13 protein-coding genes and 2 tRNA genes are annotated in these 23,261 nt (G+C 37.8%); 13 read left to right on the top strand and 2 right to left on the bottom strand.

Translation table 11 applies throughout. The annotated features are described in order from the left end of the window. Positions 1-26: 26 nt before the first annotated feature. Both LVD16_RS16985 and LVD16_RS16980 read right to left on the bottom strand, forming a co-directional pair. Positions 27-100: transfer RNA gene (locus LVD16_RS16985), tRNA-Asp, on the bottom strand. Between the two features lie 155 nt (positions 101-255). Next, positions 256-329, bottom strand: a tRNA-Asp gene (locus LVD16_RS16980). 268 nt (positions 330-597) lie between these two features. Between LVD16_RS16980 and LVD16_RS16975 the strand changes: the two genes are divergently transcribed. The 13 genes from LVD16_RS16975 to treF all read left to right on the top strand — a co-directional run bounded on the left by LVD16_RS16975 (position 598) and on the right by treF (position 23,205). Further along, positions 598-1,545: an acetyl-CoA carboxylase carboxyltransferase subunit alpha gene (locus LVD16_RS16975; protein WP_233769469.1), complete on the top strand. Its 948-nt coding sequence runs from the start codon at positions 598-600 to the stop codon at positions 1,543-1,545. 160 nt (positions 1,546-1,705) lie between these two features. Further along, positions 1,706-2,548 (top strand): MBL fold metallo-hydrolase, encoded by an 843-nt coding sequence (locus LVD16_RS16970; RefSeq protein ID WP_233769468.1) that lies wholly within the window; start codon positions 1,706-1,708, stop codon positions 2,546-2,548. Beyond that, positions 2,548-3,315, top strand: a complete 768-nt coding sequence (locus LVD16_RS16965; protein ID WP_233769467.1) for a patatin-like phospholipase family protein — start codon at positions 2,548-2,550, stop codon at positions 3,313-3,315. The genes LVD16_RS16970 and LVD16_RS16965 overlap by 1 nt, the downstream gene beginning before the upstream one ends. Further along, complete coding sequence (gene hutU, locus LVD16_RS16960) at positions 3,312-5,282, top strand: urocanate hydratase (protein WP_233769466.1); 1,971 nt, start codon at positions 3,312-3,314, stop codon at positions 5,280-5,282. The genes LVD16_RS16965 and hutU overlap by 4 nt, the downstream gene beginning before the upstream one ends. Positions 5,283-5,359: 77 nt before the next feature. Continuing rightward, entirely contained in the window at positions 5,360-6,028 is a 669-nt protein-coding gene (locus tag LVD16_RS16955) for a porin family protein (protein ID WP_233769465.1), read from the top strand. A 126-nt stretch (positions 6,029-6,154) separates the two neighbouring features. Next, positions 6,155-6,709 (top strand): porin family protein, encoded by a 555-nt coding sequence (locus LVD16_RS16950; RefSeq protein ID WP_233769464.1) that lies wholly within the window; start codon positions 6,155-6,157, stop codon positions 6,707-6,709. 356 nt (positions 6,710-7,065) lie between these two features. Further along, a complete protein-coding gene (locus tag LVD16_RS16945; protein ID WP_233769463.1) occupies positions 7,066-10,026 on the top strand; it encodes a SusC/RagA family TonB-linked outer membrane protein in 2,961 nt (986 codons plus the stop codon). A gap of 22 nt (positions 10,027-10,048) precedes the next feature. Further along, positions 10,049-11,575: a RagB/SusD family nutrient uptake outer membrane protein gene (locus tag LVD16_RS16940; RefSeq protein WP_233769462.1), complete on the top strand. Its 1,527-nt coding sequence runs from the start codon at positions 10,049-10,051 to the stop codon at positions 11,573-11,575. 72 nt (positions 11,576-11,647) lie between these two features. Next, on the top strand, positions 11,648-14,932 hold the full coding sequence (locus tag LVD16_RS16935) for a VCBS repeat-containing protein (protein WP_233769461.1): 3,285 nt from the start codon (positions 11,648-11,650) through the stop codon (positions 14,930-14,932). Further along, positions 14,922-18,239, top strand: a complete 3,318-nt coding sequence (locus LVD16_RS16930) for a VCBS repeat-containing protein (RefSeq protein WP_233769460.1) — start codon at positions 14,922-14,924, stop codon at positions 18,237-18,239. Before LVD16_RS16935 ends, LVD16_RS16930 begins: the two co-directional genes overlap by 11 nt. Next, positions 18,236-20,233, top strand: coding sequence for a kojibiose hydrolase (locus LVD16_RS16925; protein WP_233769459.1), 1,998 nt, complete (start codon positions 18,236-18,238; stop codon positions 20,231-20,233). The genes LVD16_RS16930 and LVD16_RS16925 overlap by 4 nt, the downstream gene beginning before the upstream one ends. A 12-nt stretch (positions 20,234-20,245) precedes the next feature. Next, complete coding sequence (locus LVD16_RS16920; protein ID WP_233769458.1) at positions 20,246-21,568, top strand: vanadium-dependent haloperoxidase; 1,323 nt, start codon at positions 20,246-20,248, stop codon at positions 21,566-21,568. A 5-nt stretch (positions 21,569-21,573) separates the two neighbouring features. Continuing rightward, the gene (gene treF / locus LVD16_RS16915; protein ID WP_233769457.1) at positions 21,574-23,205 is read left to right on the top strand and encodes an alpha,alpha-trehalase TreF; all 1,632 of its coding nucleotides are present in this window, start codon (positions 21,574-21,576) and stop codon (positions 23,203-23,205) included. The last annotated feature ends 56 nt before the right edge of the window (positions 23,206-23,261 follow it).

Genomic DNA, 23,261 nt, shown 5'->3' with positions numbered 1-23,261 from the left:
CTTAATTTCTTGAGAGGCTTTTTTTGCGGTCTGGACGGGACTCGAACCCGCGACCTCCTGCGTGACAGGCAGGCATTCTAACCAACTGAACTACCAGACCGTTTTCTAATAGGGGTGCAAATATATGTCATTGTTTTTAATCACCAACTCTTGCGATAAAAAATTTAATTTTATTTTTAGAGATAGGATTTATCAATAACCGCACTAAAATTTTAACAATAAAAAACCCTCTCAATTTGCATTAAGAGGGTAGAGCGGTCTGGACGGGACTCGAACCCGCGACCTCCTGCGTGACAGGCAGGCATTCTAACCAACTGAACTACCAGACCATTTTGTTTTCAATAAAAAAGCGTTAAATTGCTGTTTCCATCGTCCCTTTCGTTTAAGGTGTTGCAAATGTATATCTCTGCATTTTTATTTGCAACAGCTCCAAGATATTTTTTTTCAAATATTTCAGAATTAAGACTCAAACATCTGTAAATCAATTATTTACAAGTTGAACTTTTGTGTTTTTAAGTTGTTAAATCTAAAAACAACCTACATAACCTTGTATTTGAGTGTTTCAGTCATATTTTTGTATCTTTAACTAAAACGGACATGCTATTGGATTTCGAGAAACCTATCGCAGAATTAGAGACTAAGCTGGAGGACATGAAGAAGATCGCTCTAGAAAGTGATGTTGATGTCAGCGATGCCGTAAAGTCATTGGAAACAAAAATTAAGAACCTGAAAAAGGAAACATTCAGCAACCTCACTCGCTGGCAGCGAGTACAGCTGTCACGCCATCCGGACAGGCCATATACATTAGATTATATTTATGAAATAGCTGATGATTTCATCGAGCTTCATGGTGACAGAACTGTGAAGGATGATAAAGCTATTGTAGGCGGCTTTGGATCTGTAAATAAGCAAACATACATGTTTATTGGTCAGCAAAAAGGCCGTAATACCAAGCAGCGTCAGCTAAGAAACTTTGGTATGGCTAACCCTGAAGGCTACAGAAAAGCTTTAAGGTTAATGAAATTGGCTGAAAAGTTTAACAAGCCTATTGTTACTTTCATAGATACTCCGGGAGCATTCCCTGGATTAGAAGCAGAAGAGCGTGGTCAAGGTGAAGCTATTGCTAGAAACCTAAAAGAGATGTTCATGCTTAAAGTACCTGTAATCTGTATAGTAATAGGTGAGGGAGCTTCAGGTGGTGCTTTAGGTATTGCCATTGGTGATAAAGTATTCATGCTTGAAAACACCTGGTATTCAGTTATTTCACCAGAAAACTGCTCTACAATTTTATGGAGAAGCTGGGACTACAAAGAAACTGCTGCCGAAGCAATGAGAGTAACATCTCATGACATGAAAGATTTAAAATTGGTAGATGGTATTATTAACGAGCCTCTTGGTGGAGCACACGTTGATATGATAGCTATGGCCAAGGAAATCAAGAAAGTGATTTTACAACAAACCAAAGAGTTATCAGAGCTTTCTACAGAAGATAGAATAGCTCAAAGAATTGATAAATTCTGCAACATGGGAGTTGTAAACGAGTAGAAACCCACAACACATTAATATATAAAGCCACAGGAGTAAACTTTCTGTGGCTTTATTTTTTTAAAGTAATTTACAGGGTCAAATACATTTGGCTGGTTAAATTTATACCCATAGGAACTGGTCATTTATTGGTTCATTTGAAATTTGAATTATTATTACCATGAATTTACACGTTATAAACACCGGATTTTTTAAACTAGATGGTGGTGCCATGTTTGGGGTTGTTCCTAAGGCATTGTGGCAACGCACCAATCCTGCTGATGATAATAATCTTTGCACCTGGGCTATGCGCTGCATGCTTATAGAAGATGGGGATCAACTGATTCTAATTGATAATGGAATAGGGGACAAGCAAAGTGAAAAATTCTTTAGCCATTATTATTTACATGGTGATGACAGCCTGCATTCTTCTCTAAATAAAATAGGACTTAACGAGAGTGAAATAACCGATATGTTCCTGACTCACCTGCATTTTGATCATTGTGGTGGTGGCGTAAAATATGATGCTAATGGAAAAACTGAATTAGTATTTCAAAATGCTAAATATTGGACTAATGGTGATCATTGGAAATGGGCCATTGAGCCCAACGCCAGAGAAAAGGCCTCGTTTCTAACTGAAAATTTGCTTCCCATGGAAGAGAGCGGTCACCTCAATTTCATTGACTTGAAATCAAAATCTCCTTTCTCTCAGTTTGATATATTACCTGTTGATGGCCATACCGATAAACAGATGATTCCCAAGATCAAGTATGGAGATAAAACCATAGTATTTGCAGCAGATTTGCTTCCTTCTACAGGGCATATTCCACTTCCTTATGTTATGGGATATGACACCAGACCACTTTTAACTTTAACGGAAAAAGAAGCATTCTTAAAAGAGGCTGCTGATAATAACTACATTATATTCCTGGAGCATGATCCTGTTAACGAATGCTGTACAGTAAAGCATACTGATAAAGGCGTTCGTTTAGATGAAACATTTGCATTAAAAGATATTCTCTAATGAAAGTAGGGTTAGCACTTTCCGGCGGCGGAGCTAGGGGAATAGCTCACCTTGGAGTAATCAAGGCACTTGAAGAGGCTGACATCCAAATAGATGTGATCAGCGGCAGTAGTGCAGGCGCCATTATAGGTGCTCTGTACTCATATGGGTATCAGATAGATAGAATTGTAGAGATAATAAGAAGTCTTAAAGCTTTTAGATTGTTGAAGCCTGCTCTTAGCTGGACGGGACTATTAAATATGGATGTAATCCATAAGTTTATGGAAGCACACATTACGGATGATGATTTCAGTGCTCTTAAGAAACCACTTTATATAGCCGCCACCAACGTGGTCACTGGCAAAACAGAGTACTTTAATGAAGGAAAACTGATCAGCGCCATCTGTGCCTCTTCATGTATTCCAGTATTATTCGATCCGGTTTTACATAATGACACCTTATATATAGACGGGGGCATCCTTAATAACCTTCCGGTTGAGCCTTTAGAAAATAATTGTGATATCATCATAGGCTCACATTGCAACCCTATAGACCATGATTTTAACCCACGAAATGCTCGTTTGGTAATGGAAAGGGCACTTATGCTAGCCATCACTTGCAATGTTTATAGCCGAAGAAAAGCCTGCGATTTCTTTATTGAACCAAAAGGTCTGGAGCCATTTAAAGTTATGGACCTGTCAAATGTGGATGCCATTTTTGATATTGGTTATACACAAGCCATGCAGCAAATAGATAAACTAAAGATTAAAACTAAACTTGATAGATGAATTTTAAAGAGCAAATATTAATAGGTATTCCTGATGTTCTACCCCAGAAGAAAGCTTATGATCCTAGTATTAATCATGCTCCTAAGCGTAAGAATATCCTGAATGATGATGAGAAAGTGCTGGCTTTAAGAAATGCCTTAAGATATTTTAAGCCTGAGCACCATCAAGAGCTCTTACCTGAATTTAAAGAAGAATTAGAAAAATATGGACGTATATATATGTATCGTTTTCGCCCTGATTATGATATGTATGCAAGACCATTAGAAGATTATCCTTTCCAAACCCAACAAGCAGGGTCCATAATGCTCATGATTCAGAATAACCTGGATCCAGCAGTGGCTCAACATCCACATGAACTCATTACTTATGGTGGGAATGGTGCAGTTTTTCAAAACTGGGCTCAGTACCTTTTGACTATGAAATACCTGGCCACCATGACAGAGGAGCAGACACTACACATGTACTCAGGTCATCCGATGGGACTTTTCCCTTCATCAAAGGAAGCCCCAAGAGTTGTAGTTACCAACGGCATGATGATTCCAAATTACTCAAAACCAGATGATTGGGAAAAATATAATGCTCTAGGGGTCTCCCAATACGGACAAATGACAGCCGGTTCATACATGTATATTGGTCCGCAAGGTATAGTGCATGGTACCACCATTACAATCCTGAATGCGGGAAGAAAGATTTCTACTGATGGATTAGCTGGCAAACTATTCCTTTCGGCAGGTCTCGGTGGTATGAGTGGTGCTCAGCCTAAAGCAGGTAATATTGCCGGATGTGTTTCCGTAGTGGCGGAAGTAAATGAAAAAGCTATCAATACCAGACATAGTCAAGGTTGGGTAGATGAAAAGATCTCCTCCATTGATGAGTTAGTTAAGAGAGTTAAGAAGGCTAAAGAGCAGAAAGAAGTGGTATCCATCGCTTTCCATGGAAATGTTGTAGAGGTTTGGGAGGCCTTTGATGAAAATAATGTGTATGTAGAGCTGGGATCTGATCAAACCTCATTACACAACCCCTGGGCAGGAGGTTATTACCCTGTAGATCTGTCTTTTGAAGAGGCTAATGAAATGATGTCACATCATCCTGATGAGTTTAAAAAGCATGTCCAGGAATCACTTAGAAGACAAGTTGATGCCATCAATAAGCACACGGCAAAAGGTACCTACTTCTTTGATTATGGAAATGCCTTTCTCTTAGAGTCAGCTCGGGCTGGAGCTGAAATCATGAAAAATAGCACTGAATTTAAGTATCCCAGCTATGTGCAAGATATTATGGGGCCGATGTGTTTCGATTATGGCTTTGGTCCTTTCCGATGGGTATGCACCAGTGGCAGCCCCAAAGATCTGGAAGCAACTGATCAAATAGCCTGTGATATTCTATCTGAAATGAAAGAAAATTCTCCAGCGGAAATACAACAACAAATGGCCGATAATATCCAGTGGATTAAGGGAGCAGGTGCCAACAAATTAGTAGTTGGATCACAGGCCAGAATACTATATGCTGATGCTGAAGGCCGAATGAAGATTGCAACAGCCTTTAACGATGCTATAAAAGCCGGTAAGATTGGCCCTGTTGTATTAGGCAGAGATCACCACGATGTTTCCGGCACTGACAGCCCCTACAGAGAAACCTCCAATATATATGATGGTTCACAATTCACTGCCGATATGGCCATTCAAAATGTAATAGGAGACTCCTTCAGGGGGGCTACGTGGGTTTCCATCCATAATGGTGGTGGAGTAGGTTGGGGTGAAGTAATCAACGGAGGCTTCGGTATGCTATTAGATGGATCTGCTGATGCCGAACGGAAGCTTAAGAATATGCTTTTCTATGACGTTAATAACGGAATAGCCAGAAGAAGTTGGGCACGAAATGATGAAGCCATTTTCGCTATTAAAAGGGCCATGGAGGGTGAGAAAAGGTTAATGGTTACATTACCGGAGAGGGTTGATATAATTTAAAATGATAATATTTCTTTTGCATTTTTTATAGAATAAAATATGTTTGCGACAAATAATGTAATTTTTTAATAAATATTATGAAAAAGATTTTTTTAGCGTTTGCTTTAATTGCAGCAGGAGCATCGGTATCGATGGCTCAGACAAAATTTGGTATTCAGGGTGGGGCTAATTTGGCCACATGGAATCTAAGTGATGATTATGATACCGAAGATGATTTGAAATATAAACTTGCACCACGAATCGGTGTATTTTTAGATGCACAATTAAGTGAGTCTATTAGTTTAAGACCAGCTATATTCTATAGTAGTAAAGGTGCAGCACTGGATATTGAAGATGCTGGAGATGGTGACTATTCAAGAGCCAAAATTAATTACATTGAGATTCCTATTAATGGAGTCTTTAAGTTTGGAAAATTTGAATTATTTGCTGGTCCATATGTAGGCATCGCAATTAGTGGAAAATATAAAGAAGAAATTGATGGGCAATCAGAAGAGGGTGATTTTAAATTTAAGAATAAGGTTGATTTAGAGGACTTATCTGAAGATGAAACCTACTTTAAAAGAACAGATTTTGGAATACAAGCTGGTGTAGGCTATAATTTTGGGTTTGTTTCCGTAAACGCATCATTATTGAAGGGGTTATCCAATATAAATCCTGATATTGACATGGAAGGTTTTGATATTGAAGATTTCGATTACAAAATAACGAATACTGTAATCAATATTTCTGTAGCTTATACATTCTAATTTTTTAGAGACTAGAATACAAGCCTGCCTGATAAAATTAAGGCAGGCTTTTTATTAAAACCTTTTAAAATAACATTTATGAACTTAAAGGCGTTTAATGCTATAACAACTAAAATCATGAATAATATGAAAAAGATTACTTTTTTAACTCTCGTATGTTTTTTTGCTGCTCTGGGAGCTAGAGCACAAGGTGTTGGTTTAGGAATAAAGGCAGGTGCAAACTTCGCCAATGTTGATGTAGGGGATGTTGATACAGATAGCAAAACTGGTTATCATTTTGGAGCTTTCGTAGATTTGGGCTTGAATGAAAACATCAGCATCCAGCCAGAATTACTTTTTTCAGCTCAAGGTACTTCTATTGATGACGTTGATATTAATATGAATTACTTAACGATTCCTGTGTTGTTAAAGTTGAAATTTGCTAAAGTACTTAACGTACACGCTGGTCCTCAATTTGGAATTTTAAGCAGTGCTAAATATGAAGATGAGGATATTAAGGATAGTTTCAAATCAGCAGATTTAAGCTTGGCTTTGGGTGCTGGTGTAGAATTACCTGTAGGTTTAGTAGGTGGGTTAAGATATAACTTAGGTTTGAATGATATTAACGATGGTGATGATGGTTTTGGTGTAGAAACTAAGAACAGAGTAATGCAAATCTATGTAGGTTGGAAACTTTTCTAAGTTAAAATAATAAAGGTTATAAATCCTCAAGTAAAAGCCGGCATAAGCCGGCTTTTTTTATTACATGACATTTAGAAACTTTCTCAATCTAGGGCAATATGATTACTCTGATTATCAATTTTTTAAACCATTAAATAATTACATAAATATTTCTTTTTATGCTAAACTGATTTAATTAATACATGCAAACGTTTGCGGTTGCGTTTTAGAATTATTTTAATACTTCATAAACTAAAGAAGTTGTTTTTAGCGCTAATTTTTATCATTTTCGCTTCTATAATAGAAAATGTGATCAAATAAGTATTAACTGAAAACGATTTCTAAACTGATTATTTGTTAACATAGCACAAAACCTCATGAAGAAACTTTTACTCAATTTTGTGGTGATCATGGTGTGTGGGTTCTATTCCGCCATGGCCCAAAAGCAAACAGTTACTGGTAAGGTTACCTCAGCCGCCGACGGCAACCCCCTACCAGGTGTGAGTGTACTTGAACAAGGTACAACCAACGGTACAGTCACAGACATTGAAGGAAATTTTAGTATGTCCGTAACGGATGGAGCCAATTTGGTATTCTCCTTTATAGGATATAAAAATCAAGTCGTCCCGGTGAACGGAAGAACCACCTTTAACATAGCACTAGATGAAAATGTAACCGAGCTTACTGAAGTAGTGGTGGTAGGGTATGGAACTGTGGAGGCCAAGGATGCTACCGGAGCTGTTACTTCCATTTCATCAGAAGACTTTAATAAGGGAGTGATCACTTCCCCAGAAGAACTTATTCAGGGAAGATCTGCTGGTGTTCAGGTGACATCCTCAAGTGGTGAACCAGGATCAGGTATGAACATCCGTATTCGAGGAACGTCCTCAATTAGAAGTGGAAATAACCCATTATATGTTATTGATGGGGTTCCATTAAGCGGAAGTGATGCCAGTTCATCTGGTACAGATGTTGGCTTCGGATCATCTTCAGCCAGAAACCCTTTGAGCTTTATGAATCCTAATGATATAGAGAGCATCAGTATACTTAAAGATGCATCTGCAACTGCCATCTATGGTTCGAGAGGAGCAAACGGAGTTATATTAATAACTACTAAAAAAGGAAAAGGGAAAACTGGTGTTTTAAATTATTCATCATCGGTTAGCTTTAGTAGCATAACAAAAAAGTATGACTTGCTCAGCAGGGATGAATTTCTAGACGGAGCAGAATCCTTAGGTGCTGATAGAAGTGCGATTGATTTAGGAGCTGACACCGATTGGCAGGATGAAGTTTTAAGAACTGCAATATCTCATAATCATAATCTATCATACGGTGGTAGTGGTAATGATGGTAATTACAGACTTTCTCTTAGCTACTTAGATCAAGAAGGTATTGTTAAAACCAGTGGATTACAAAGAGTAACTGCCCGTGTTAATGCCAATAAATCATTTTGGGATGATAAATTGAACATTTCATCTCAAATCACTGTATCAAGAGTGCATGACGATAACGTGCCTGTTACCAATAACTCTGGATTTAGAGGAGATTTATTAGGAGCCATGATTATTTCAAACCCTACAAGGCCTGTATATAATCCGGATGGAACGTATAATCAACCAGGGGTGGATCAATTGAATCCCGTGGCCATGCTTAACTTAAGAGATGATTATACAAATACACTAAGGTCTCTGGGTAGTTTCACATTGGAGTATGAAATAACTAAAGGATTAACTTTTAATACTAGTTTAGGTCTAGACCATTCATCTTCTTCCAGAAAGGCTGCTTATTCTAGTGATTTGGTAGCAGCTGGAATTCAGGGAGTTGGTAGAGGTGGATATCTTGATTTGGCTGAAAATAATTTGATTACAGAGAACTACTTCAATTATCAAAAAGAACTCGGATCAAGTAAATTAAACCTATTGTTAGGATACTCTTATCAACAGTTTAATTATGAAACCAAGTCATTATTAGCACGAAACTATAGAACTCCATTTGTTGATATTATGATCAACAATGTATCTTCAGCTACTCAGTTTTTAGCTAATACTAGTAAAACTAAAGATGAGCTTCAATCTTTTTATGGAAGGGTCAATTATGATATAAATGATAAATATCTACTAACGGCTACGGTAAGAGCTGATGGATCTACAAAATTTGGAGAGAACAACAAATATGGTGTTTTCCCATCATTTGCCTTCGCATGGAGGTTATCAGAAGAAAGTTTCACTCCTGATGCGTTTTCTGATTTGAAATTACGCTTAGGTTACGGAATTACAGGAAATCAAGAAATTCCTAACAACCTTGTTTATCAAAGACAGAGATGGAGTGATTATGGTTTTAATGAAAACGGTTCTACCAATGGAGGTACACTTGGAAGCGTTGCATTCGAAAATCCTGACCTTAAATGGGAGTCAACTTCTCAGATTAACTTTGGTTTAGATTATGGATTTGCAGATAACAAAGTAGTTGGTTCATTAGATTTTTATCACAAAACAACAAATGACCTCTTAATTCAAGTGACAAGTGCCCAACCAGCACCTCAACCTTTCGTTTGGCAAAATTTAGGAGCCGACATTATTAACAAAGGGGTAGAGCTTTCTTTAGAAGTTGTTGCCGTTGATAACGAATCATCCTCTTGGAACATTATGGGGAATGTAGGTTATAATAAAAATCTTGTTAAAAATTATGCAAGTATAACTAATACTGGTGAAATTAACGGTCAAGGATTATCTAACGCTTATGCCCAGAGAATAGCTAATGACCAGCCATTGTATGCATATTATCTTAGAGAATTTCAAGGATATGATTCAGAAGGTTTATCTGTTTATGCAGGAGGTGATGTGCAGCAATTTACAGGAGATAGTCCATTACCAAAAGTCACAGCAGGTCTAACAAACAGATTAAGATATAAAAACTTCGATTTGAATTTCTTCTTCTCAGGCATGTTTGGTCAGAAAATATATAATAATACTGCCAACGCATATTTCACCGCTGGATCTTTAGCAATTGGTAGAAATGTAGATGGAAGTGTTGCTGATAGTGGTGAGTCTCCATTAAATGCACCTGACGTATCAACCAGATTCTTAGAGGATGGATCATTCGTTCGTCTGCAAAATTTCACTTTGGGATATAATATTACACCGCAAAACAGTGACGTAGTTTCTTCTGTAAGACTCTTTCTTACTGGGCAGAACCTGTTTATAATTACAGGATATAGCGGACAGGATCCTGAAGTGAACACAAACAAAGCTATTGACGGTATCCCATCATTCGGGATTGACTATACTCCATACCCAAGAGCAAGAACAATCACTTTTGGAGTTAATCTTTCTTTATAGTTAGGACTTAAAATTATTACAGATGCGATATACTACGATTAAAAAAATAAGTTTATGCATGCTATTGGCAGGTTCGGTAGCATGTACCGATTTGGAGACGGAATTTACAGATTCTGTTCCAGTAGTAATAGTGGGGGGAGTTAGTACAGGTGATCCAGGTGATTTACTTGCTACAGCCTATAATAAATTGAATGATCATATTGGTCAAGATAACATTATGGCTCTATTAGAACATCCAAGTGACGAGATGATTGGACCTACTAGAGGTACCGACTGGGGTGATAATGGTATTTGGAGATCTTTACATCAGCATACATGGGATCCTACTCACCAATATGTTACACGAGCTTGGAATAATCTAAATTCAGCAGTTTTTGTATGTAATCAAATATTAGGATCATCTCCTACGGCTGAACAGGCTGCACAAGCCAAGTTTTTGAGAGCATTCAATATGTTCTATGTAGTAGACCTTTATGGTGTTGTACCATTTAGAGAAATTGATGAGGGTGTGGATGTAGACCCTAAGGTAATGTCTAGAACAGAGGCATTTGATTTCATTGTTAAAGATTTAACTGAGGCTTTACCTGATTTAGATGCAGGTGGACCAGGTGTAAATCCAGGTGTAGTAAATAAAGGAGCTGCTAATGCCTTATTAGCAAGACTTTATCTTAACAAAGCAGTCTATACTGCAACAGAACCTGCAGGTCCTTATAATTTCGAAAAGGCCGATATGGACAAAGTCATTGAATACTGTGATGCCGTAATGGATATGGGGTATGCCTTAGAAGAGAATTATTTTAGAAATTTTAAGGATTCAACTACTACAGAAAAGATTTTTGTGGCGGATAAAGGTGTAACTAGCCCTCCTGATGCCTATTATTATATGGGTATTCATTACAATCAGCCTCCTAAGGGACAAGGTTCTGGTGGATGGAATGGCTTCACTACCTTGAGTGATTTTTACAATAAATTTGACAATGGAGATGTTAGGCTTGGACCTAACCCTGCTCATGGCTTTGGCTTTTTAGTTGGTCCTCAAACAAATGCTGCTGGTGAACCAGTTAACAATAGGAGGGGAAGTCAATTAACATATACTGAAGATATCAATTTGGTAGGAAATAATGATGAAGCAGGTATTAGGGTAGTAAAGTATTATCCAGAAGTAATTAGTCAAGGCCCGGATGCTCCAGGTATTGCAACCATTGGCTCATTAGTATTATTAAGATATGCAGATGTGCATTTAATGAAAATTGAAGCCATTTTAAGGGGCGGATCAGTAACTAATGGACAATCTGCTCAAGGGATGTTAGATGAACTAAGAGATCTTCGTGGTGTAGCATCAATTCCAGCATCTTTAGACATCGTTCTGGATGAAAGAGGAAGAGAACTTTATTACGAGAGAGTAAGAAGAACTGATCAAATTAGATTTGGAACGTTCACATCAACATGGGAAGGTAAAACAGTTACAGACAAAACAAGAGTTTTATTCCCAATCCCTCAACAGGCATTAGACTCTAATCCTAATTTGCAGCCTAATCCTGGATATTAATTAATAAAAGACTTATCATTAAAAGCAAGTGTCATAATGGCACTTGCTTTTACTTGTTAAATACCATTATTAATGCGGAAACTAATTAACCTGACCTTCATAATATTTTGCATTTCTTGTTCCACCCCTGAAGAACCTTCACAGGAAACCCTTTTTACCAATGTAACCACTTCTGGAATATCCTTCACCAACGAGCTCACCTTAAATAAAGATCTCGACGTTTTTAGGTACAGAAATTACTATAATGGTGGTGGTGTTGCCATAGGGGACATCAATAATGATAGTCTTCCCGATGTTTACATGACAGCCAATATGAAAGGCAACCAGCTATTTCTAAATCAAGGGGATTTTAATTTCAAGGATATAACGGATCAAGCTGGTGTCGGAGGTGATAAAATTTGGTCCACCGGAGTAAGTATGGCTGATGTAAATGGCGATGGCTTGCTAGATATCTACGTTTGTAACTCAGGAGACATAACAGGGGGAAGAAGGGAAAATGAATTATTTATTAATAATGGTGATCTCACCTTCACAGATAAAGCTGAAGAATTCGGTCTAGCAGATAAAGGTTTTAGCACACATGCTGTATTTTTTGATTATGATAATGATGGAGATTTAGATTGCTATGTCCTTAATAATTCCTTTCGACCTGTCTCATCCTTAGGATTAGAAAACATTAGACACGTCCGAGATAGTACTGGTGGTGATAAGTTGTATAGAAATGATAGCAATAAGTTTATTGATGTAAGTCAGGAATCTGGAATTTATGGAAGTGTAATAGGTTTTGGGCTAGGAGTAACTGTAACAGATATAAATTTAGATGGCTGGTTGGATTTGTACATTTCTAATGACTTCTTCGAAAGGGATTACCTTTATGTAAATCAAAAAGACGGAACCTTTAAAGATGAACTTACAAGCAGGTTAGGGCACATTAGCCAGTTTTCCATGGGGACAGATGCTGCAGACATTAATAATGATGGGTGGCCAGATATTTTTGTGACCGATATGCTACCTGCTACTGACAAGAGATTAAAACTGACTACCAACTATGAAACCTATGACAGACATCGATTAATTCTAGCCAATGACTACTATGATCAGTTCATGCGTAATACGCTACAGTTAAACGGTAGCAATGGTGTTTTTAAGGAGATCGGCCAATATGCTGGTGTAAGTGCTACAGATTGGAGCTGGGGTACATTAATAGCTGATTTCACCAACAGTGGTCTTAAAGAAATATTTGTAACAAATGGAGTTTACAGAGATGTAACAGATCAAGATTTTATCGACTTTTTGGCTAATGAAGATAATCTCATTACTGCTATGCGTCAGGAAACAGTCGATTTTGAAAAGCTTGTGGAAAAGATGCCTTCCACACCAATTGAAAATTATATGTTTCTTCAAGATTCTAGCCTTCAATTTAAAAATGTTGCCGCCGATTGGGGTTTAGCTGAACCTTCACATTCTAACGGTGCTGCTTATGGAGATCTTGATAACGACGGTGACCTGGATCTTATTGTCAACAATGTAAATCAGCCTGCATTTGTATATAGAAACAATTCCAATAAAAATACTGAACATAATTTCCTTAAGATACATCTCAAAGGTGATAGACAAAATCCATTTGGCGTGGGTGCAAGGGTTCAAATATTCTGGCAAGGAAATACACAGATGTTAGAAAATATTCCAACCAAAGGTTTCCAGTCCTCAATGAACTATGAACTGATTTTTGGTCTTGGTAAAAGCTCTAAAGTAGATAGCTTGATAGTTACATGGGGACCTGACAAAAAGCAAATAATTAATTCTGCCATACAAGCTAATCAAACACTCCATATTGATATTCAAAATGCTAGTATGTTTTCAGGTCCTACAATTGATCAAGGATCTGACATTAAGGGTGTTAACATAAATATGACTCCTGAGTTCAAACACAAGGAAAATTCATTTGTAGATTTTGATAGAGAAAGACTAATCTATCATATGATATCTCGTGAGGGACCTTCATTAGCAAAATGTGATATCAACGGTGATGGCCTTGATGATTTTTATATTGGAGGCGCCACAGGCCAGGCAGGTAGCGTCTATATCCAACAAAAAAATGGAAGTTTTAGATCATTAGAAGTCTCTGACTTCAAGACAGATCAAAATTTTGAAGATGTTGACGCAATTTTTCTTGATGTAAATAATGATGGCTTGCAAGATCTATATGTTGTAAGCGGGGGGTATGAGTTTCCAGCAGGTACTGCTTCATTACAGGATCGAGTATATATCCAAAAAAGTGCTGGTTCCAAAATTGATTTTACGCGCTCCGAATCTGCATTACCTAGATTCTTTGATATGGGAGCTTGTGTAAAAGCCGGTGACTTCAATAATGATGGCTTCATAGATCTTTTTGTAGGAGGAAGAGCGGAACCTGGTAAATATGGTAGTCCGGGAACAAGCAGAATCCTTGAGAATTCAGGTGATGGTAAATTTATAGACGTTACTGCTACAGTAGCGCCTAAACTTGTAAAAGTAGGCATGGTAACGGATGGTGTATGGGTGGATATCGATAACGACTCGGATCTCGATTTGATAGTGGTTGGCGAATGGATGCCCCCAACAATTTTCAAAAACAAAGGAGCCAACCTCGAAAGATTATATAATGTGCCAGGACTAGTTAATAGCAACGGATGGTATCAATCCATAATATCAACTGACCTAAATCAAGATGGAGAAATGGATCTTCTAATTGGAAACTGGGGATTAAACTCCAAATTTAATGCCTCTGAAAAAGAACCATTGACCTTGTTTATTAATGATTTTGACAATAATGGAACCGATGAACATATCTTTGCTTATTATCAAAATGGTCAGCTTTATCCTACTGCTCTTAAAAATGACTTAATAAAGCAATTACCTCTTCTAAAGAAAAAATTCACCTACTTTAAAGACTATGCTGGAAAAACCATTAATGAAATATTTTCCTCAGAAGAACTTGATAAGTCGGTAAGATTGGAGGTTTTTAATCTGGCATCCATAGCTGTCATTAACAATGGTGACGGATCTTACACTACTCAGAACTTACCGGAAAAGGCTCAATTCTCACCGATTTTTGACATTCAGCCTATTTCTAATGAAGAGACTGACCAAAAATTTCTTCTTACAGGAAATTATTCCGCAACAAAACCAGAAGAAGGTATATATGACAGTAACCATGGGCAAATACTCGACTATACTACCACTCCTAAAATACTGACGACTGAAATAGGTGTGACTGGTGATGTAAAAAAGGTCATTTCGGTTAGAACTATCAATAATAAAAGATTACTAATTGTTGCTAAAAACAATGATTCACTCGAATTCTATGAATATTAAAAACTACTTATTCGCAATTTTAGTATTTATTATCATTTGCTCCTGCCAAGAGAAAGATGAGCCAAGCGCACAATTTGAGCTTCTAACTGAAGATTATACAGGTGTTAATTTCAGCAATGATTTAACGGAAAGCACCCAACTAAACATCTTTTCTTATCTCTATTTCTATAACGGTGGTGGTATTGCAGCCGGAGATTTAAATGGGGATGGCCTGCACGACTTATATTTTACTGCTAATCAAATCAATAATAAGCTTTATTTAAATAAGGGAAATTTTAAGTTTCAGGATATTACTGAATTGGCTCATGTAGAAGGAAAAAAGGGCTGGACAACTGGCGTAACTATGGCTGACGTTAATGCTGATGGTAAATTAGATATATATGTTAGTCAGCTAGGAGATTTCCAAAATATACGTGGTAAGAATCAGCTATATATTAATCAAGGAAATGATGAAAATGGTGTGCCAAAGTTCAAAGATATGGCTAAGGAATATGGACTTGATTTAATAGGATTCTCCACACAGGCTGCCTTCTTTGACTATGATTTAGATGGAGATCTAGACATGTATATGCTTAACCATTCGGTGCATTCAAATGGCACTTTCGTTAGATCAGATATTCGTGGCGAAATTCATCCTCTAGCCGGCGACAAACTGATGCGCAATGACAATGGCGTTTTTGTAGATGTCAGTGCTGAGAGTGGAATATATAGTAGTGCCTTAGGATACGGTTTAGGTATAAGCATCGGCGATCTGAACTGGGATGGATATCCTGACATATATGTTGGTAATGACTTCCATGAAAATGACTATCTCTACATGAACAATGGTGATGGCACCTTCTCTGAGCAGTTAGAAAAAAGTATTGGCCATACCAGTAGGTTTTCCATGGGTAACGATATCGCTGATATTAACAATGACGGTTTACTGGATATTATATCATTGGATATGCTACCCGAAGACCCTATTATGTTGAAGTCATCGGCGGCAGAGGATCCATTTAATATCTATAATTATAAACTCCGTTATGGTTATGGATACCAGTTCGCTAGAAATTCCCTACAATTAAACCGTGGTAATAATCATTTCAGTGAGATAGGTCTTTTGGCAAATATTGCGGCTACTGACTGGAGTTGGTCCGGTTTAATTGCTGATTTAGACCTAGATGGTTATAAAGATATATATGTAGCTAACGGAATAAAGAGGCGCTCCAATGATTTAGACTATATAAACTATGTATCCAGTGAGGCCGTTCAGAGAAGACTTGAAGGAGATATTAGCGATAAAGATTTAGCTCTGGTTGAGCAAATGCCTGTGGTAAAGATCCCAAACTATGCATTTAAGAATAATAAGAATTTGACCTTTGAGAATGTGTCTAAACTTTGGGGATTAAACCAAGAGTCTTTTTCTAATGGAGCTGTTTATGCGGATCTTGATAACGATGGGGATTTAGACATCATTTGTAATAATGTAGATCAACCCGCATTCATTTATAAAAACCATGTCATAGATCAGAACTCAAGCCCTAAAGCTAAATATTTAAAAATCAAGCTAGTTGGATCAGATAAAAACACACTTGGAATAGGCACAAAAATAATGATCCCTTTAACTGATGGACAGCAAATTGTCCATGAAGTATACACTACCCGAGGTTATCAATCTGCTGTTCCTGCTGAGATAATCTTAGGTTTAGGACAAAAAGAAACAATTGATTCCTTGTATGTAATATGGCCAAACAAATCCTTCCAGCTACTCAAACAAGTTGAGTCCAATCAAACGCTTACAATTAAGCAATCTGATGCCAATGAACAGTATAATTATGATAAAGCACAAAGTCATGTTTTTGAGGATTATTCTGACAGTCTTTCATTATCATATGTTCATAAAGAAAATAAATTTATTGAATTTAATAGAGAAGCTTTAGTTCCTCATATGTCATCCACTGAAGGCCCTAAACTGGCAGTTGGCGATGTGAATGGTGATGGGAAAGATGATTTCTTTGTTGGTGGAGCTAAATGGCAGAGAGCGAATTTATTCCTTCAAACCGATGAAGGGTTCAAATTATCAAATCAGCCAGCCTTGGATAAGGATAGCTTAAATGAAGATATAGGCTCACTCTTAGTTGATGTTGACAATGACAAAGATTTGGATCTTATTGTGGTAAGTGGGGGGAATGAATTTAGAGAAGGGGATGAAGCCCTTCAATTAAGGCTTTATTCAAATAACGGGAAAGGCGAATTTAGTCGCAAGAATGATTTTATAAATGTAACAGTAACAGGTTCCACTGTAGTCGCAGCCGATTATGATAAAGATGGAGACATAGACTTATTCGTAGGAGGAAGAGTTGTGCCGTGGAATTATGGAAAAACACCAGAAAGTTTTTTACTTCAAAATGATGGCAAAGGAAATTTCACGGACATCACACCTCCGGCACTAAAGGAAATAGGAATGGTAAAGGATGCATCTTGGTCAGATATGGATGGAGATGGAACATTAGATCTAGTAGTTGTAGGAGAATGGTTTCCTATTACCATTTTTTACAACATTGATAATAAATTGACGCCCGGACAAGAAGATTCATTCGAAGGAAGTAATGGCTGGTGGAACACAGTGTTGACAGCAGATATAGATCATGATGGTGACATGGATTTAATCTGCGGTAATCTAGGCTTAAATACCAAGCTGAAAGCAAGCATTGACCAGCCTATCTCACTGTATGTGAAAGACTACGATAAAAACGGTAAACTGGATCATTTGCTCTATTATTATCTGCATGATAAAAAATACCTTTTTGCCACAAAAGACGAATTAGGCGGTCAACTAACGGCCATCAAAAACAAGTATGTAAGCTATGCTGAGTTTGCAAAGGCGGCGGATAAGGGAGATGTTATTAAATCATCTGATCTCGAAGATGCCAAGCATCTTTCTGTTTATGAAATGCGATCTGGTATATTTTTAAATAATGGTGATGACGGTTTTAGTTTTGAACCTTTACCCATTGAGGCACAAATGTCTCCCATAAATAGCATATATACATTTGACTATAATCATGATGGATGGCTAGACTTCGTTTTTGGTGGTAATTTTTATGAAAACAATATTCAATTAGGAAGAAACGATGCTGACTATGGTTTGCTAGTTGAGAACAATAATGGGAAGTTGATTTCAATTCCTAATCAAATTAGTGGTCTATCAATAACAGGCCAGGTGAGAGATATAAAATCATTGAACTTTAAGGAAGATAAACTTATAGTGATTGCTCGAAATGCTGAAAGTTTGAAAATTTTAAGATTATCTAAAGACAAATGAGAATAGTAGTATTTTTTATAATTCAATTAGCTGCACTAACAGCTTACGCCCAAAATAACCTATGGACCATCCAAGCCCAACAAATAGACCCAAATAACTATTTTGGAGTTACAGTGGCCAATGGAATGGTGGGAATTGTATCATCACCAGAGCCATTGAAAGTGTCTGATGTTGTGCTGAATGGTGTTTATGATTACTATCAGCGTGGTAGGGTGTCTAATATTTTAAAGACTTTCAACCATGTAAATATGAATTTGGATGTTGATGGTCAGAGGGTTAATAAGAACAACATCAGTGGCTACGCTCAGTCGCTTAATATGAAAAAGGCCTTTCTTCAGACACAGTTTAAGGTTGGCTCTAAGCTGTCTGTGCAGCAAGAAATCCGATCCCTGAGGCATTTACCTTATACCGCTTTGATTACTGTAAAGCTTACTGCTCATGAAAATGTGGAAGTAATTCCTATGAGTGTTATCGAAGCTCCTAATCATCTTATGGAAGTACATAACCTGTACAGTGAAATAGACAGACCACATGTAAAAATACCCTTACTGGCCTCTGTAGGTCTCAGTCCTTCTGGTAAGCATAAAATTGCAGCTTCTACAAGCTTTATTTTTAAAGAAGAACATGGCTCTGAGCCTGATCTGATACATGAAGACTGGGATTATAATATGCACCTGGCCAAGTTCAAAAAGAAGCTTAAAAAAGGAGAGGTTTATGAATTTGGCATTGTGGCATCAGCGGTATCTGACGAACATTATAAGGATCCTCATAATGAAGCTGAAAGGCTGACGATCTTTGCTGCTCTTGAGGGAAAAGATCGGCTTATAAAATACCATGAGCAAGCATGGGAGGAGCTCTGGAAAAGTGATATCGTCATCGAAGGTGATGATCAAGCCCAAAAGGATGTGAGATTTGCTATATATCACCTTTATTCATTTGCTAGAAAAGGAACTGCTTACAGCTTATCACCCATGGGATTATCCGGGCTCGGATATAATGGCCATGTCTTCTGGGATACTGAATTATGGATGTATCCTCCATTACTAATCTTACAACCGGAAATTGCAAAGTCTTTATTGGAGTATAGATACGAACGGCTAGACGCCGCCAAGCAAAATGCATTTGCACATGGTTATAAGGGGGCAATGTATCCTTGGGAATCATCAGATGAAGGCTCTGAAGATACGCCTGTATGGGCGCTTACAGGTCCGTTTCAACATCACATTAGTGGTGATGTAGCCTGGGCTTTTTGGAAATATTATCAGGTAACACATGATAAACTTTGGCTGCAGGAGAGAGGATGGCCGGTTCTGAAAGAAGTTGCCGACTTTTGGAGTAGTCGTGTGGAAAGAAACGGACCAGGGCAGTATGATATTAAGAATGTGATCGGGGCCAATGAATGGCAAGAAAACATTGATAACAATGCATTCACTAACGCCATGGCCAAGCTATCATTGAACTATGCTACCCAGGCTGCCAAAGAATTAAATATAGCAGCTGATCCAGATTGGATGCACGTGGCAGAAAACATTCCTATTCTAAAATTCCCTGATGGCACCACCCGTGAAAACGCTACTTATGATGGTGTAAACATTAAACAGGCAGATGTTAATTTGCTGGCTTTCCCACTAGATATCATTACTGATCAAGAGCAGATAAAGAAAGATTTGAATTACTATTCATCTAAAATGGATAAAACAGGACCCGCCATGGGTAAGTCTGTGCTGTCAGCATTATACGCTCAAACCGGAGATATGAAGAGGGCCTATGATATGTTTTTACAAAGCTATAAGCAAAACGAAGTTCCTCCATTTGGTATTATCTCCGAAACTGCTGGAGGTACTAACCCTTATTTTGCTACCGGTGCTGGTGGGATGTTGCAGGCTGTTATCATGGGCTTCGGTGGTCTAAAAATTACTGATGAAGGAATTATACAAGGAGACGTATTGTTGCCAAAGCAATGGAAATCTTTGAAAATAACTGGCTGGAAATAAACCTTTTAACCGATGAGAATTACATTAAAAAAAGCTGTTATCATTTTTTTGAGTGTTGTTATAGTTAGCTGTAAAGAACAAAAGAAGCAGGTAGCGGTAAATGCAGACGCCATGCATGATGCTATGCAAAAGCTAACTGATGTCATTGTTCATGATATTTTCTCTCCGCCTGTAGCGAGTAGAATATATGCCTACCCCAGCATAGCCGCTTATGAGATTCTAGCACTGAATGACTCTAGCTATAAATCCTTGGCCGGACAGCTCAATGAATTTACCAGCATCCCCAAACCAGATAATGCTATTGATTATAATGTAGCTGCCATAAATGCCTTCTTATTGGGAGGAAAAAAGCTAATCTTCTCGGAAGAGAAAATGGAGGAGTATAGGCAAGCATGGTTAAAATCCGTAGAGGATCAGGGTTTAGAGGAAGAAATTTTGAATAATTCATTGGCCTATTCTCAGCAAGTGGTAGACCATATTTTTACCTGGGCAAGTACAGATTACTATAAGGAAACACGGACTTTCCAAAAATACTCTATTAGTGATGATCCGGATAAATGGCAACCAACGCCTCCTGCATATCTGGAGGCCATAGAACCTCATTGGAGTAAAATAAGGCCTTTCGTTATTGATTCTGCTAGCCAATTTATGCCACCTAAGCCAACTCATTTCGATATGGCAGAAGGTACGGACTTTTATAATGATGCACTGAAAGTTTACACCACAGGAAAAGAACTAGATGAGGATCAGAGAGCAATAGCCAGTTTTTGGGATTGCAATCCCTATGTTATGAATGTACACGGACATGTGATGTTTGCTACCAAAAAAATCACTCCGGGAGGGCACTGGATGGGTATTGTTAAAATTGCATGTAAAAAAGCGGAAGCTGACTTGATGAAAACAGCAGAAGCCTATGCACTTACTTCTGTGGCACTTGCAGACGGTTTTATTAGCTGCTGGGATGAAAAGTATAGAAGTAATTTAATAAGACCAGAAACAGTAATTAATAAGTATATAGATGAAAACTGGACGCCTGTTTTACAGACACCACCATTTCCAGAATATCCTAGTGGACATAGCGTAATTAGCACCGCCGCGGGCATAGCATTGACATCAATATTTGGCGAAAATTTTCACTTTGTAGATAGCACAGAGGTTAAATATGGCATGCCACCAAGAGAATTTAACTCGTTTAAAGAAGCCTCTCAGGAAGCTGCTATTAGTCGATTATACGGAGGAATACACTATATGCCTGCCATCAATAATGGTGTAGAAGAGGGTAGAGCCGTCGGTGAATTTGTAGTTAAGAATCTGGAACTTAAGAAACGAGGATAGAATTAATGAAATACTTCAATAAATATCTTTATACCATTTTAGCAGCAACATTACTCTTTAGCTGCACACCTAAAACTTCCGAACAACTCAGTTCTGAAGCGGCTAAGGAACCGTTTAATTTCTATCAAACACAATTTTTCAAAGATGTGCAGCTTTCAGGTGTTTACCCAGATTCAAAAACATTTGTAGACTGTACTCCAAAAGCTTCATTGGAAGAAATAGTGAATAACTATAATGAGGAGAAAGAAGCTGAAGGTTTTCAAATCATTGACTTTGTAAATCAATATTTTGAACTGCCTGAGACACCTGTAACTGGTTATGAAACAGATACTTCTGAAAGCATGCAACAGCATGTGGTCGGATTATGGAATGTACTAACTCGTCAGCCAGAATCCCAGGCTAAAAATACTTCTCTTATTCCATTGCCTAATCCATACATTGTACCAGGTGGCCGATTTAGAGAAATCTATTATTGGGATAGCTATTTTACTATGGAAGGTTTAATGCTATCTGGTCAAAAGGACATGGCGAAGAACATGGTAGATAATTTCTCTTTTTTAATTGATTCGATAGGCTTTATTCCTAACGGGAACCGCGATTACTATAGAGGTCGTTCACAACCCCCATTTTATGCTCTTATGGTGGATTTGATGGCCTCTGACAATAGAGATTTGTTCGTAAGCTACCTGCCATTTCTGGAAAAAGAATATAATTTTTGGATGGATGGTAAAGAGTCACTTAGTAGTGAGAATCCTGAGCATCGTAGAGTGGTTATGCTGGATGACAGCGTTATATTAAATAGATACTGGGACAACTATGCCTTGCCAAGACCTGAGAGCTATCGTGAAGATTATAAGTTGGTGGAAGAAAATAACCTTGACTCTGTAACCACCTACAGACACCTGAGAGCAGGAGCAGAGTCCGGCTGGGATTATAGCAGCAGATGGCTTAGGGATAAACAAAACTTAAGTACAATCCATACTACAGACATCATTCCTATAGATCTGAATACTTTGCTCTATTTTCTGGAAGTAAAAATAGCTCAGGGCTATAACTGGGAAGGAGATCTGGAAAAAGCTCAATTTTATCTGGACCAGGCTCAGAAAAGAAAAGAGGCCATTGATAAATACTTGTGGGATGGAGCTTCTGGCTTTTATGTAGATTATGACTTTAAGGCAAAGCAACCAACTGGTGTATTATCTTTAGCTGGTGCATATCCGTTGTTCTTCAAAATAGCAACGAAACCGCAAGCCAAATCGGTTTCAGAGAGGTTGATTAATGAATTTCTTCAACCAGGCGGATTTGTAACTACATTAAATAAAACTGGCCAGCAGTGGGATTCACCTAATGGCTGGGCTCCACTTCAATGGATCAGTATCAACGGTCTTTATAACTATGGTTATTCTGATGAAGGTAACGATGCCGCAGAAAGGTGGTTAACTAGAAACCGTGAGGTATACAAAGCCACTGGTAAAATGATGGAGAAGTATAATGTGATGGACTTAGCATTGCTTGCCGGAGGGGGAGAGTACCCATTACAAGATGGTTTTGGATGGACAAATGGAGTTGATATTGCTTTAAGTAAAATATTGGAAGACAAGAAAGTATTAGAAGAAATGGTGGAGCATCAAGACTAGCAACTCATTGATTTTCTAATATTTAATGAGAATTAATTGAATCATATTTTGGAGTC

It is taken from the genome of Fulvivirga ligni (genome assembly GCF_021389935.1).
Lineage (GTDB): Bacteria > Bacteroidota > Bacteroidia > Cytophagales > Cyclobacteriaceae > Fulvivirga > Fulvivirga ligni.
The sequence above is the reverse complement of the archived record's forward strand: the minus strand, read 5'-3'. Positions and strand labels throughout refer to the sequence as shown.